This window comes from Sulfurisoma sediminicola, from assembly GCF_003865015.1.
GTDB lineage: Bacteria > Pseudomonadota > Gammaproteobacteria > Burkholderiales > Rhodocyclaceae > Sulfurisoma > Sulfurisoma sediminicola.
The window spans coordinates 290,732-303,785 of record NZ_BHVV01000006.1 but is presented as its reverse complement, the minus strand read 5'-3'; the positions used below and the strand labels follow the sequence as shown (position 1 = coordinate 303,785).

The 13,054-nt window shown below is 67.5% G+C and carries 16 protein-coding genes; 5 read left to right on the top strand and 11 right to left on the bottom strand.

The window, feature by feature from the left end:
• Nucleotides 1-40: 40 nt before the first annotated feature.
• Nucleotides 41-943, bottom strand: coding sequence for a LysR family transcriptional regulator (locus EJE94_RS10230; protein WP_121241143.1), 903 nt, complete (start codon nt 941-943; stop codon nt 41-43).
• A gap of 161 nt (nt 944-1,104) precedes the next feature.
• Between EJE94_RS10230 and lplT the strand changes: the two genes are divergently transcribed.
• On the top strand, nt 1,105-2,370 hold the full coding sequence (gene lplT, locus EJE94_RS10225; RefSeq protein WP_121241141.1) for a lysophospholipid transporter LplT: 1,266 nt from the start codon (nt 1,105-1,107) through the stop codon (nt 2,368-2,370).
• A 6-nt stretch (nt 2,371-2,376) separates the two neighbouring features.
• Here the strand turns inward: lplT and EJE94_RS10220 are convergent, their stop codons facing one another.
• From EJE94_RS10220 to tsaB, 3 genes are read right to left on the bottom strand one after another with little or no spacing between them, the layout of a single operon-like run.
• On the bottom strand, nt 2,377-3,120 hold the full coding sequence (locus tag EJE94_RS10220) for a uracil-DNA glycosylase (RefSeq protein ID WP_121241139.1): 744 nt from the start codon (nt 3,118-3,120) through the stop codon (nt 2,377-2,379).
• Between the two features lie 5 nt (nt 3,121-3,125).
• Complete coding sequence (gene rimI / locus EJE94_RS10215; RefSeq protein WP_121241137.1) at nt 3,126-3,587, bottom strand: ribosomal protein S18-alanine N-acetyltransferase; 462 nt, start codon at nt 3,585-3,587, stop codon at nt 3,126-3,128.
• Entirely contained in the window at nt 3,588-4,292 is a 705-nt protein-coding gene (gene tsaB, locus EJE94_RS10210) for a tRNA (adenosine(37)-N6)-threonylcarbamoyltransferase complex dimerization subunit type 1 TsaB (protein WP_121241135.1), read from the bottom strand.
• 37 nt (nt 4,293-4,329) lie between these two features.
• Here tsaB and EJE94_RS10205 point away from each other — a divergent pair, with 37 nt between their 5' ends.
• Nucleotides 4,330-5,889 (top strand): MFS transporter, encoded by a 1,560-nt coding sequence (locus tag EJE94_RS10205; RefSeq protein WP_121241133.1) that lies wholly within the window; start codon nt 4,330-4,332, stop codon nt 5,887-5,889.
• Nucleotide 5,890: 1 nt separating this feature from the next.
• Here the strand turns inward: EJE94_RS10205 and EJE94_RS10200 are convergent, their stop codons facing one another.
• Together EJE94_RS10200 and EJE94_RS10195 are read right to left on the bottom strand one after the other, a co-directional pair.
• A complete protein-coding gene (locus tag EJE94_RS10200) occupies nt 5,891-6,205 on the bottom strand; it encodes a hypothetical protein (RefSeq protein ID WP_121241131.1) in 315 nt (104 codons plus the stop codon).
• A gap of 14 nt (nt 6,206-6,219) precedes the next feature.
• The gene (locus EJE94_RS10195) at nt 6,220-6,885 is read right to left on the bottom strand and encodes a hypothetical protein (RefSeq protein WP_124962446.1); all 666 of its coding nucleotides are present in this window, start codon (nt 6,883-6,885) and stop codon (nt 6,220-6,222) included.
• A 153-nt stretch (nt 6,886-7,038) separates the two neighbouring features.
• Between EJE94_RS10195 and ompR the strand changes: the two genes are divergently transcribed.
• The 3 genes from ompR (at nt 7,039) to EJE94_RS10180 (ending at nt 9,567) form a co-directional block, all read left to right on the top strand.
• A complete protein-coding gene (gene ompR, locus EJE94_RS10190) occupies nt 7,039-7,761 on the top strand; it encodes an osmolarity response regulator transcription factor OmpR (RefSeq protein ID WP_121242217.1) in 723 nt (240 codons plus the stop codon).
• 91 nt (nt 7,762-7,852) lie between these two features.
• Nucleotides 7,853-9,178 (top strand): ATP-binding protein, encoded by a 1,326-nt coding sequence (locus tag EJE94_RS10185; protein WP_243642584.1) that lies wholly within the window; start codon nt 7,853-7,855, stop codon nt 9,176-9,178.
• Nucleotides 9,175-9,567 carry a group II truncated hemoglobin gene (locus EJE94_RS10180; RefSeq protein ID WP_121241127.1) on the top strand — a complete coding sequence of 131 codons (393 nt, stop codon included), beginning with the start codon at nt 9,175-9,177 and terminating at the stop codon, nt 9,565-9,567. Before EJE94_RS10185 ends, EJE94_RS10180 begins: the two co-directional genes overlap by 4 nt.
• 10 nt (nt 9,568-9,577) lie before the next feature.
• Here the strand turns inward: EJE94_RS10180 and EJE94_RS10175 are convergent, their stop codons facing one another.
• The 5 genes from EJE94_RS10175 to ispD are packed head-to-tail and all read right to left on the bottom strand — an operon-like array spanning nt 9,578 to nt 12,970.
• On the bottom strand, nt 9,578-10,693 hold the full coding sequence (locus EJE94_RS10175) for an AI-2E family transporter (protein WP_243642583.1): 1,116 nt from the start codon (nt 10,691-10,693) through the stop codon (nt 9,578-9,580).
• Nucleotides 10,690-11,172: a cyclic nucleotide-binding domain-containing protein gene (locus EJE94_RS10170; protein WP_243642582.1), complete on the bottom strand. Its 483-nt coding sequence runs from the start codon at nt 11,170-11,172 to the stop codon at nt 10,690-10,692. The genes EJE94_RS10175 and EJE94_RS10170 overlap by 4 nt, the downstream gene beginning before the upstream one ends.
• Nucleotides 11,173-11,187: 15 nt before the next feature.
• Nucleotides 11,188-11,778: an RNA 2',3'-cyclic phosphodiesterase gene (gene thpR, locus EJE94_RS10165; protein ID WP_121241124.1), complete on the bottom strand. Its 591-nt coding sequence runs from the start codon at nt 11,776-11,778 to the stop codon at nt 11,188-11,190.
• Entirely contained in the window at nt 11,775-12,272 is a 498-nt protein-coding gene (gene ispF / locus EJE94_RS10160; protein ID WP_121241122.1) for a 2-C-methyl-D-erythritol 2,4-cyclodiphosphate synthase, read from the bottom strand. Before ispF ends, thpR begins: the two co-directional genes overlap by 4 nt.
• Nucleotides 12,269-12,970: a 2-C-methyl-D-erythritol 4-phosphate cytidylyltransferase gene (gene ispD, locus EJE94_RS10155; RefSeq protein ID WP_121241120.1), complete on the bottom strand. Its 702-nt coding sequence runs from the start codon at nt 12,968-12,970 to the stop codon at nt 12,269-12,271. Before ispD ends, ispF begins: the two co-directional genes overlap by 4 nt.
• Between the last annotated feature and the right edge of the window lie 84 nt (nt 12,971-13,054).

Below are 13,054 nucleotides of genomic sequence, written 5' to 3'. Positions count from 1 at the left end.
GTTAAGTCTACAAGAGCGGGAGCCGCATTGCGGCAGGAAATCAGACCGCGAAATCCTTGAGGCGCTTGCTGGCGTAGTCGACGAAAGCGGTGACCAGCCGCGAGCGGAATTTTTCCTTCGGGTAGACCATCGACAGCTTGCGCGTCAGCCGCGGCTTGAGCGGGATGGCGACGATGTCGCCGAGGCGCAGCGACTTGGCGATCGAGGCCGAGGAGGCGATGGCGAAGCCCAGCCCGGTCTCGACCACGCCGATCAGCGAGATCGGGCTGCCCATCTCCATGACCAGATTGACCTGCTCCGGCTGCACGCCGTGCTTGTGCAGGTAGGCGTCGGTGAATTCGCGCGTGCCCGAACCCGGTTCGCGCGAGACGTAGGGCAGATCGACGAGTTGCGCCGGCGTCAACTCCTTGTGCTTGGCGAGCGGTGACTTCGGGCTGCAGATCACCAGCAGTTCGTCTTCGCAACTCGCCTCGGTCTGAAGGTTGGGCTGGTGCGATGGCGACTCGATGAAGCCGATGTCGATGGTGTGCTCGGCGACGCGGGTCTCTATGGTCTCGGAGTTGCCGACCACCAGGCGGGGGCGCACGTTGGGATGGAGCGACTTGAACTCGCCGAGGATGCGCGGCAGCATGAACTCGGCGATAGTGGTCGAGGCGCCGACCAGCAGGGAGCCGCCGATCTCGCCGGTCATCTCGGCCAGGCGCACGTCCATCTCCGAGGAGAGGCCGAGAATCCGTTCGGCGTAGGCCAGCACGAGTTCGCCGGCCGGCGTCAGCGCGATGCGGCCGTGGCCGCGGTCGAACAGGCGGGTATTGAAGTGCTCTTCGAGCTGCTTGATCTGGAAGGTCACGGCCGGCTGCGTCATGAACAGCACTTCCGCCGCCTTGGTGAAGGACAGTTGCTTGGCAACGGCGTGAAACACCTGCAACCTGCGATCGGCCATCTGACTGGACTCCCCCGGCAAAGCTCGTATTCGTTATGACTGATATTCAATCACAAAAGTCGCGCATAAGATAGTCTGATGATAGTTTCCGCGGCTTTCCCCGCTTCCGGCCCCGCCAGTCTTTCGTGCTATAAAGCCGCAGCCCTCGGCCCCAACCGCCCATGTCGCTCGGTTTCTACATCATCATGGCAGCGCAGTTTTTCTCTGCGCTCGCCGACAATGCCCTGCTGATCGCAGCGATCGCCATCCTTCGCGACATGCACGCGCCGGCCGCATACGAGCCGCTGCTCAAGACCTTCTTCACCGTTTCCTACGTCGCCCTGGCCGCCTTCGTCGGCGCCTTCGCCGACTCGATGCCGAAGTGGCGGGTGATGTTCATCAGCAACGGGATAAAGATCTTCGGCTGCACGCTGATGTTCTTCGACGTGCATCCGCTGATGGCCTACGCCGTGGTCGGGCTGGGCGCAGCGGCCTACTCGCCCGCCAAGTACGGCATCCTCACCGAATACCTGCCGCACCGTCTGCTGGTGGTAGCCAACGGCTGGATCGAGGGCCTTACCGTAGCCGCCATCATCCTCGGCGTGGTGCTGGGCGGCGCGCTGATCCGGCCGGACATCGCCGCCAGCCTGCTCGCGTTTGATTGCCCCGTGATCGACACGGGCATCGACACCATCTCCGAGATGAACCTGCTGGTCATCGGTGCGCTCTACCTGGTCGCCGCGGTCTTCAACCTGTATGTGCCCGATACCGGCGTAGACCACAAGCCCCTCAAGAAGAACCCGGTTTACCTCATCCACGAATTCAACCACTGCCTCAAGCTGCTTTGGCGCGACAAACTCGGCCAGATCTCGCTGGCGGTGACCACGCTATTCTGGGGCGCGGGCGCGACGCTGCAGTTCATCGTGCTCGAATGGGCCCGGACCGCGCTCAACCTCGACTTGTCGAAAGCCAGCATGCTGCAGGGCGTCGTCGCCGTCGGCGTGGCCGTGGGAGCGATCCTCGCGGCCAAGATGATCACCCTGCGCAAGTCGGTGCGCGTCATCCCGCTCGGCGTCGCCATGGGCATCGTCGTCCTGGTGATGATCGCGGTGCGCGACACCTGGGTGGCGATTCCGCTGCTGGTCATCATCGGCATCCTCTCCGGCTTCTTCGTCGTACCGATGAACGCGCTGCTGCAGCACCGCGGCCACATCCTGATGGGCGCCGGTCATTCGATCGCCGTGCAGAACTTCAACGAGAACCTGTCGATCCTGGTCATGACCACGATCTACTCGTTGCTGATCAAGGCCAACCTGCACATCTACTGGATCATCGCGTTGTTCGGCCTCTTCGTCGCCGGCACCATGTACTTCGTCAAGAAACGGCACGAAGCCAACCAGCGCCAGTACGACGACGTCGCCCACCTCGACGACGCGGCCCACCACTAGCGTCGCTCAACGCGGCGCGGCGTCGCCTTTCAGCTGGCGCATGGTGCGCCGCATGAAGCAAAGGTCTTCCCATGCCTTGGCCTTGTCCGGCAGGCTGCGCAGCAGGTAGGCGGGATGGTAGGTGACGATCAGCGGGATGCCGCGGAAATCGAACAGACGCCCGCGCGACTCGCCGACCTTGACCTCGGCCTGCAGCAGGGTCTGCGCCGCCGGCCGCCCCAGCGCCACGATGAGCTTGGGCTGGAGCAAGGCGATCTGCCGTTCGAGGTAGGGCCAGCAGGCGGCGGTTTCCTCGGGCTGCGGCGTGCGGTTGCCCGGCGGGCGGCACTTGACGACATTGGCGATATAGACGTCATCAAAGCGCCTGAGATCGATGGCCGAGAGCATCGCGTCGAGCAGTTTGCCGGCCTGGCCGACGAAGGGCTCGCCGCGCTCGTCCTCCTCCGCCCCCGGGCCCTCGCCGATGAACAGCCAGTCGGCATTGACATCGCCGACGCCGAGTACGGCCTGCTGGCGATCGCGGCAGAGCATGCACGCATCGCAGGCGGCGACGGCGCCGCGCAATTCATCCCAGTCCATCGCGGCGATCGCCGCGCCGCGACCTTCGCCCGCGGCGAGCGTCGGGCTCGGGGCGGGCACCGCTTTCGCCTCCGGACGTGCCGGCTCCGGCACTGCGGCGGGCTGCGCATCCCGCAGTCGCCACAGCGGCCCGAGGCCCATCTCGCGCAGGGTGGAATCGTGCCGGTCCATCGGGCTCACAGATCCAGCGCCATCACCAGGGCGCTCTCGCGACCTTGGTGTGCCTGGTAATAGCCACGCCGCTCGCCGATGGTGAGAAAGCCGAATCGGCGATAGAGGCCGAGGCCGCAGGCGTTCGACGGACGCACCTCGAGCAGCACACGCGTCGCCCCCTTGCCCCGCGCGATGACGAACAGGTGGCGCAACAGGCGGCTGCCGAGGCCGCGTCGTTGCGCCTCGGGCAGGATGCTGAGATTGAGCAGGTGCGCCTCGTCCACCACCAGCATCATCACGGCATAGCCGACCATGCGGCCGTCCTCCTGCAACAGCCAGGCACTGTAGCCGGCCGCGAGCGAATCGGTGAAATTGCCGTGCGTCCAGGGGAAATCGTAGATGCGCTGCTCGGCCGCGACGACGGCATCGATGTCGTCGGAACGCATCGGGAGGAAATCGACGACAGCCGCCAGTACCGCCGACATTTAGCGGACTCCCCCCTTCGCCAGGCGCTCGGCCGTGGTCAGCGCCACCTTGTCGCGCACGTAGAGCGGCGCCGCCTTCGCGGCATCGACGCCGTCGTTGCGGGCGAAGCGTCGCGCCGCCAGCGCCGCCAGCGCGCCGGCGGTCGGAAAAATGTCGGAGCGAACATGGACCAGCGTCTCGCCCAGCACGCCGCCGAGAGCATCAAAGTAGCTGACGAAACCGTCGCCGCAACCGAGCCAGTCGGTCCCGTTCGGCACATGCACTTCGCCCGGCGCGCTCACCGCCGGAGGCAGCACCTGCATGGGGATCGCGTCGCGCAGCAGCCAGGCCGCGCTATAGACCTCGTTCATGCGCGCATCGAAACAGGTGAACACCTTCTTGGCCCCGGTCGCCTCGTGGGCGGCGCGGGCCAGCACTTCGAGGCTGCCGACGCCGACCACCGGCCGACCCAAACCGAAAGCGAGGCCCTGCGCCACGCCGCAGGCCAGGCGCAAGCCGGTGAAGCCGCCGGGGCCGGCACCGTAGGCGATGCCGTCGATCTGCGAAAGCGTGAGTTCGCCCTCGGCCAGCAGTTCATGCACCCAGGGCAGGATGATTTCGGACCCGCCATTGGGCAGGTCGGCATCCCGTTCGAGACGCTCGCCGTAATGCCAGAGGGCGACGGAGAGGCGACGGGTGGAGGTTTCGAAGGCGAGAAGATTCACGGACGGATTTTACCTTCGATCGCCGATAATCCTCGCCATGAGCACCCCCGACTCCGTCAAGACCAAGGTCGCCGTCGCCGCCTGCTTCGGCACCTTCCTCGAGTGGTACGACTTCCTCACCTTCGCCGCGCTCGCCAGCTATTTCGGCGCCCTCTTCTTCCCACCCGACAACCCCGTCGCCGCGCTGCTCGCCAGCCTCGCCACCTTCGGCGTCGGCATGGTGGTGCGCCCGCTCGGTGCGGCATTCTTCGGCTCGCTCGGCGACCGCATCGGCCGCCGCAACGTCTTCATCGCCACCATCGTGCTGATGGGCATCGCCACCTTCGGCGTCGGCCTGCTGCCGACCTACGCCCAGGTCGGTCTGCTCGCCCCGGCGCTGTTGCTGATCCTGCGGCTGCTGCAGGGCCTGGCCATGGGCGGCGAGATCGGCGGCGCGGTGGTTTATCTGACCGAGCACGCGCCGGCAAACCGGCGCGGCATCTACACCAGCGTGCTGCAGCTGATGGGGCCGCTGGGCATCATGGCCTCGACCTTCCAGATCGTGCTGCTGCAGGGCTGGCTCTCCGATGCCGAATTCCGCGACTGGGGTTGGCGCGTGCCCTTCCTGCTTTCCGTCGTGCTGCTGGCGATTTCGCTCAAGAGTCGTCTCGCCCTGCACGAGAGCCCGGTGTTCGCCGAGCTGCGCGCCAGCAACAGCGTGGCGAAGACGCCGCTGGCCGACTGCTTCCGCGACCGCCACACCCTCGGTCGCATGGCACTGCTGTTCTTCTGCATCTCGGCCGGCGGCTCGCTGCTGTTCTTTTCCTCACAGGTCTATTCGACGGTCTTCCTCAAAAACGTGGTCAAGCTCGATCCGCGCGAAGCCGGCTTCGTCGTCATGGTGGCGACGTTGGCGCTGTTCCCGCTGACCGTCTTCTGTGGCTGGCTCTCCGACCGCATCGGCCGCCGGCCGGTTCTGCTGGCGGGCCTGCTGATCGGCCTCGCCTCCATCCTGCCGGTGTTCCAGGGCCTGCTTCACTTCGGCAACCCGGCGCTGGAACGCTTCCATCGCGAGGTCAGGGTGGAACTCTCCGGTCGCGACTGCGACTACTCGCCCTTCCGCAATGCAACGACGCCGTGCGCGAAGTTGCAGGAACTGTTCGCGAAGAAGGGGGTGAATTACACCCTGACATCGGGCCCAACACTCACGGTTGCGGTCGGCGTGGCCGAAGCGATATTGCCCGGCAACGCGGCCGTCGAGAAGGCGCTCGTCGCGGCGGGCTGGCCCGCGCAAGCGGACCCGGCGCAGGTCAACCGCACGATGCTGATCCTGCTGCTGCTGATCCCGGTGGTTGCGGTCGCCGCCATCACCGGGCCACAGACGGCGACGCTCGCGGAGTTGTTCCCGGCGCGCACGCGCTACTCGGCCGTCGCCCTCCCCCACAATCTATCGGCCGGCTGGATCGGCGGGCTGTCGCCCTTCATGGTCACGCTGTTGTCGGTGCAGACGGGCAGCGCCCTGGCCGGACTCTGGTACCCGGTGGCACTGCTGGGCATGGCCGCGGTGGTCGGGGTGCTGTTCCTGCCCGAAACGCGCAACGCGCCCCTCGACCGGTGAGTCAGTCGCGGCCGCGTCGCGGCCCGCGGCCGTAGAGCGTGCGCCCGGCATCGTCGATGTCGCGGCGCAGCTGGCGGCGTTCTTCCGGCGTCATGCGGCAGGGGCCCTCGCAACGCCCGCCCGAGGATTCGTAGCGCCAGTATTCGCCGCGCACGTCGTTGCGCAGGTCGCCACGTTCCTGTTGCATCTGCTGCCGCTCGGACGATTCCCGTTCCTGGCGGCCGGCGCCGTGGCGCCCCCCGCCGGGCTGGGCGAACGCCGGCAGCGCCGCTGCGAGCAGCGCTGCCAGAAGAGTGATCGGACCCGCCAGTTTCAAGTGACTAACCTTCCTTAGTAATACTGCCGATCGCCGTCGCTCATTTCGCCACGGATGTGGCGCCTTGCCGCCTTGAGATCATGGCGCAGGTCGGTGCGCTCGGCGCCGCTGAGGTAGCCGTCGGCACGATAGGCCCGTTCCTCCTGGCGGATCGCCCGTTGCTCGCCCCGCAGCTCACGGTATTCGACCGGGGTGATCCGTCCGGAACGCACGCCGCGCTCGATCATCTCACGTTGCTGCCATTGACTGCGATCGATCCCGGCGCCTTGGCGGCCGTCGTAGCGCACGTCGCGGCGACCCTGCTGGTAGCTGCCGCGATCCCGGCCATAGTGCCTGCCGTTGTCCGAGCGAGCGTTCCAGTCGCGGCGATTGCCATCATGGCGCTCATTGTAGATGTGGCGATCGGCCCCGTTAAGGTCGCGGCGCAGGTCGGCGCGCTCGAAGCGGTCGACATTGCCGTCCGCGGCATACTGCCGACGCTCCTGGCGGATCTGGCGCTGCTCGCCTTCGAGCCGGCGCACTTCGTTGCGGTTCAGATCGCCAGAGCGCCAGCCCTGCTCGATGCGCTGCTGCTGGCGCTCCGTCCGACCGGAGGTCCCCGGTTCGGCGGCTGCGGCGGCACCGGCGGCGAGGCCGGCGATGGTCAGCATGCTCAATACCACTGGTTTCAGCTGTTTCATTTTCATCTCCCTTGTTCGGCCCGCCCATCCCTTGTGGCGTGCTTCGCATCCTCGGACCAAGGTGTAAGCGAACTGTTTGCGGCCTCAGGCAATGTGTAAAGGAATGTAAATGCCCTCTGGCGCTGACCGGGCGATGCCGCTAGGATGCGCGCCATGTCAGAGAAAATCCTTGTCGTCGATGACGACGTCCGCCTGCGCCAGCTGCTTGAGCGCTACCTTGCCGACCAGGGCTTCACGGTCAGGGCCGTGCCCGACGCGCCGGCGATGGACCGCGCGCTCGACCGCGAGTTCTACGACCTCATCGTGCTCGATCTCATGCTGCCCGGCGAGGACGGGCTGGCCATCTGCCGCCGGCTGCGCGGGGCCAAGAACGACGTCGCCATCATCATGCTCACCGCCAAGGGCGAGGACGTCGACCGCATCGTCGGCCTCGAACTCGGTGCCGACGACTACCTGCCCAAGCCCTTCAATCCGCGCGAACTGGTTGCCCGCGTCCATGCCGTGCTGCGGCGGCGAGCCACCCCGCCGCCGCCCGGGGCACCGGCCGCCGCCGAGGAGGTCGTGCGCTTCGGCAACGTCGAGATCAATCTCGCCACCCGCGAACTCGCGCGCGAGGGCACGATCACCCAGCTCACCACCGGCGAGTTCGGCCTGCTCAAAGTGCTGGTCGAACATCCGCGCCAGCCCCTGTCCCGCGACAAGCTGATGGAACTGGCCCGCGGCCGCGAATACGAGGTATTCGACCGCGCCATCGACGTCCAGGTCTCGCGCCTGCGCAAGCTGGTCGAAGAGGACGCCGCCAAGCCCCGCTACATCCAGACCGTCTGGGGCTTCGGCTACGTGTTCGTGCCCGACGGGCACAAACACACTTCATGACGGCCCCCTTCCCCCCAGCCCCCTTCCCGGGGAGGGGGGTGACGGGTGTTCAGCCGCTGACGCGGCTTCCCCGTTTCCGGAAAGCCCCCGCTTGAAACTCGTTCCCCGCACCCTGCTCGCCCGCACCTTCCTGCTGCTGGCGGCGCTGATGCTGCTTTCGGTGCTGGCCTGGTTCGCGATCTTCACCACCTACGAGCGCGAGCCGCGCGCGCGGCAGATCGCCCAGATGATCGCCAGCGTCGTTAACCTCACGCGCACCTCGCTGGTTTCGGCCCGCCCCGATGCGCGCCGCGAACTGCTGCGCGAACTGTCCGACCGCGAGGGCATCCACATCTACCCGGCCGAGAGTGACGACCACATCGCCCCCCTGCCGGAGCGGGCCTTCCTGCAGCGCTTGCAGGAGCTGCTGCAAGAGCGCCTGGGTCCGGAGACGCGCCTGACGCTGGAGCGCGACGGCGAGAAAGCCCTGTTCGCCTCCTTCCGCATCGACGACGGCGACGAAGGCGAGTTCTGGATCGCGCTGCCGATCGAGCGCCTCGATCGCATTTTTCCGGCGCAGTGGATCGGCTGGGGCATCGCCGCAGTGCTGCTGTCGCTGGTAGGCGCCTGGCTCATCATGTTCCGCGTCACGCGGCCGCTGAAGGCGCTCGAACATGCCGCCGCCGAAATCGGCCGCGGCCGCCAGCCGGCCCCGCTGACCGAGAGCGGCCCGGAAGAACTGGAAACGCTGGCGCGTGCCTTCAACCGCATGAGCGCCGATCTGGCACGCTTGGACGATGACCGCGCCCTCATCCTCGCTGGCATCTCGCATGACCTGCGCACCCCGCTGACCCGTTTGCGCATGGAGATCGAAATGACCGGCGCCGACGAAGAGACGCGCGAAGCCATGGCGGCGGATGTCGAGGAAATGGACCGTACCATCGGGCAGTTCCTCGACTTCGCCCGCACCGGCAGCGAGGGCGGCGAAGGCCTCGAGCCGATCGACCTCGCGGCGCTGCTGCGGGAACTCGCCGAACAATACCGCCGCCGTGGCTTCACCGTGGTGCTGGAACCGGCTTTTGCCGAGGACGCCCGCCTGCCCGTCCGTGTCGCCACGCTGCGCCGCGCCATCGCCAACCTCATCGACAACGCACTGCGCCACGCCGGCGGGGAACAATCGGTCGAACTGGCCCTGGCACGCATCGGGGGGGCGATGCGGATCGAAGTACGCGACCGCGGCCCCGGCATTCCCGCAGCCGAGGCCGACCGCCTCAAGCTGCCCTTCACCCGGCTCGAGGTTGCACGCAGCAACGCCGTCGGCGCCGGCCTCGGCCTGGCGATCGTCGAACGCATCGCCCGTGCCCACGGCGGCAGCCTCGACCTGCTGCCACGCGAGGGCGGCGGCCTGGTCGCGCGTATTACAATCCCCGCCCCATGAACGCTCCTGCCACCCCCTACGAGACCATCGGCGGCGAATCCGCCGTGCGCGCGCTGGTTCGGCGCTTCTACGAACTGATGGACACGCTTCCCGAAGCCTACGCCATCCGCAAGCTGCACCCGCAGGACCTGTCGGGCTCGGAAGAAAAGCTCTTCATGTACCTCAGCGGCTGGCTCGGCGGCCCGCAGCTCTATGTCGAAAAGTTCGGCCACCCGCGGCTGCGCTCCCGCCACATGCCCTTCCCCATCGCCAGCAGCGAAGCGGAGCAATGGATGCTCTGCATGCGCCAGGCCATGGCCGAGTGCATCGCCGACGAGGAAGTACGCGCCCGGCTGGACAAGGCCCTGACCGATCTCGCCCTGTTCATGCGCAACCAGGCGCCGGGCTGAGGAGCAGGCCCTAATTCAGATCGAGGCTGGCGTGCTGCTTGCGCAGGAGGCGGGCGTGGCGGTGCCGCGCCATCAGCCGCGGGTCGGTGACGATCTGGCCGACCGTGGCGCCGATCACCATGACCACGCCAAGCACCGGCAGCACCAGCATCAGTCCGGGTACGCCGGCGACGGCGCCGCCGACGAAGATCATCAGCACCGTGACCAGCGGATGCATGTGCAGGCTCTTGCCTATGGTCAGCGGCATGTACACGAAATCGTCGAGCAGGCGCACGAAAATGAACAGCATGACGGCCCAGTAGGCCATCGCCGGCGTGTCGGGAAAGTCCGTGGCGGCGACGAGTACGACCAGCAGGCCCCCGAGGATGGAGCCGACGTAGGGAATCCACGCCAGCACCGCACAGATGACGCCCAGCGCCAAGGCACCCGGCACCCCCATCAATGACAGCCCCGCCGCCAGCGTGACGGTATCGAGGACAGTGAGCTCGATCAACCCCTGGAAATAGGCGCGCGCCGTGCGATCGACATCGTGCAGCAGGTAGAGCGTGCGTTCGAAGAAGGCGTTGGGTACCGCGCTGCCGAGGAAACGCTTGAAGCGCTGGCCGTCGCGCAGAAAGAAGAAGGCGAGGAAGGGCGCGAGCAGCAGCGAGGGCATCCACGCCGCGATGCCCATGGCCAGCGGCTCGATGTGCGTGGCGACATCACCACCCAGGTTGTTCAGACGGTGGACGACGGTTTCGGCGATGTGGGCGTCGGCCAACAGCGCCCATTTCGCCTCGAGCATGCGCAGCGAACGCTCGAGCAGGTTGATGCCGCCCTTCATGTAGCGCTCGACCGAGGACTGGCCGTCGACCAGTTGCGTCGCCAGCCGCGGCAGCATCAGCGCGAAGCCGGCACCGACCACGGCGAGGAAACCCAGCATCACCGCGCTGGCGGCGCCGTCGCGGCCCATGCCGCGAAGGACCAGGCCCTGCACCAGCGGCCGCAGCATGTAGTAGAGGACCAGCGCCAGCAGGAAGGGCACCACCAGCCACAGCAGCTTCTGCAGGGCGAACAGCAGCAGGCAGGTGCCGGCGATGATGCCGGCCCATACCACCGGCCCCGGGCCGTGATTGTTGGTCGTCACAGGTGCTGGCTGGTCTGCGGCGCGATGCGCACGTCGCGCAGGCGGTTGGCGAGGGTGCGCGCGATCTGCAGGGAGATCTTCGAGGCGATGCGGGCGTGGGTGTCGAGCAGCGTCATGAAGTCCTCGCGGAAAAACACCGCCAGCCTGCAGGACGTCGCCGCCCGCGCCTGCGCCAGGCGCGGCGCGTTGTTGAGCAGGGCGACGTCGCCGAAGACCGCGCCGGCCTCCATCTCCGCCAGCACCACCGGCTCGCCGTCGTTGTCGCGCCGGATGGCCACCCTGCCCTCGAGCACGATGTAGATGGCCTGGCCTTCCTCGCCCTCGTCGAAGATCACCTCGTCGGCGCAATAGTCCCGCTCGTGCAGCAGGCCGTCGACGATGGCCAGTTCCGCCGGGGTCAGATTGACGAACAGGAAGAGCGAGTGCAGCCGCTCGAGGCGGGGCGAAACGGGCTTGGGACGGAACAGGCCAAGAACCACGGGTGCTCTCCGGTTTCAGGACTCGGTGATTCTAGCCGATGGCCCCGGCAGCGGCCAGCGCCGCACGATCTCATAGCGGGCACCCGAAGGATCGAGTTGCGACTGCACCAGCACGAATTCGCGCACCGGCCAGTCGAACGCCTCGATCGGCGCCACTTCTCCGGCGCATTGCGCGTTGCGCAACAGCGTGACATGGGCGGCGAAGCGGCGGCTGTCGAGCACGAAGCCGCCGCCGCGCAGTTCGGCGGCCAGATCATCGGCGAGCGCCGCCAGCACCGGCGGCACCTCGTCGCAACCGGCCCAGACGATGTGATTGTGCTTCCACCAGGCGATGCGGTCGATGCGCAGCACCGTGTTCCCCAAGGGGGTTTCCTGCAGGGCGTCGCCGGTGCCGATTTTTTCCGCGACGCCATCGGCGATCGCGCAGGCCAGATCGAAACGCGTGGCATCGACCTCACCGAGAAAGGCCAGGGTCAGGTGCAGGGTCTCGCGGCGCATGCGGCGGCCGCCGCAGACCGCATGGGCATCGGCGGAGAGCGCATGGAGCCTCCCGGCCACCTCGGGCCCGGGCCAGAGCGCGAAGAAGATTCGGCGCGTCGGCGTCACGCCCTGAGCAGCATCGCCACCGCCTGGGCGGCGATGCCCTCGCCGCGCCCGGTGAAGCCGAGTTTCTCCGTGGTCTTGCCCTTGATGTTGATGCAGTCGAGCGGCACCTCGAGGTCGGCGGCGATGTTGGCGCACATCGCCGTGGCATGGGGGGAGATTTTCGGCGCCTGGCAGACCACCGTCGCGTCGACATTGCCGACGCGCCAGCCACTCTGCCGCACCCGTGCCATCGCCGCCCGCAGCAGCGCCCGGCTGTCGGCACCCGCCCACTGCGCGTCGGTGTCGGGGAACATGCGGCCGATGTCGCCGAGGCCGGCCGCGCCGAGCACGGCGTCGGTGATCGCGTGCAGCAGCACGTCGGCGTCGGAATGCCCGAGCAGGCCCTTTTCATGCGGGATGTCCACGCCGCCGATGATGCAGCGGCGCCCGGCGACCAGGACATGGACATCGAAGCCCTGGCCGACGCGGAAGATCGGCATTTGAGGAGTGCTCATCGTTGGCTCCGGCTGGCGAGTATGAGTTCGGCGAGGTGAAGGTCGAGCGGATAGGTGACCTTGAAGTTGGTCGCGTCGGCGGGGACCAGCCGCGGCTTGAGGCCGAGCGCCTCGATCGCGCTGGCCTCGTCGGTGACCACCGGCGCGAATTCGAGCGCGTCGAGCAGCATGCCGTGGCGGAACATCTGCGGCGTCTGCGCCTGCCACAGGCCTTCGCGCGGCACCGTGGCGGCGATGCGGTTCATGCCATCCACCGCCTCGCCCGCCTGCTTCAGGGTATCGGCCACCGGCACGGCGAGGATGCCGCCGACCGGGTCGGCACCCGCCTCGCGGATCAGCGCCTCGACGTGAGCCACGGCCAGGCAGGCGCGGGCCGCATCGTGCACCAGCACCCAGTCCTCTGCAGCGACATCGCCCATGACCGCACGCAGCCCCTGGGTGACGGACGCCGCGCGGGTATCTCCGCCACAGCGCAGCACCGCCACTTTCTCCCCCAGTCCGCTCCAGTCGTGGCGCTGCCATTCGGCGTCGTCGGGCGCCAGCACGACGAAGACCTTCTCGATCGCGGCAACGGCCGCCAGCGTCGCCAGGGCGTGGAAGATCAGCGGTCGCCCGGCCAGCGGCAGGTACTGCTTGGGCAGCCCACGGCCCATGCGCGAACCCGAGCCGGCGGCGGGGACCAGTGCAAAGTAGGACATGGGGCAATTGTAAGGACTACAATGAATCGAGGCCAGCGCCAGAAGGTGTTGCGCCGGGTTGCTCGCTTTTTTTCGGGGAGACGA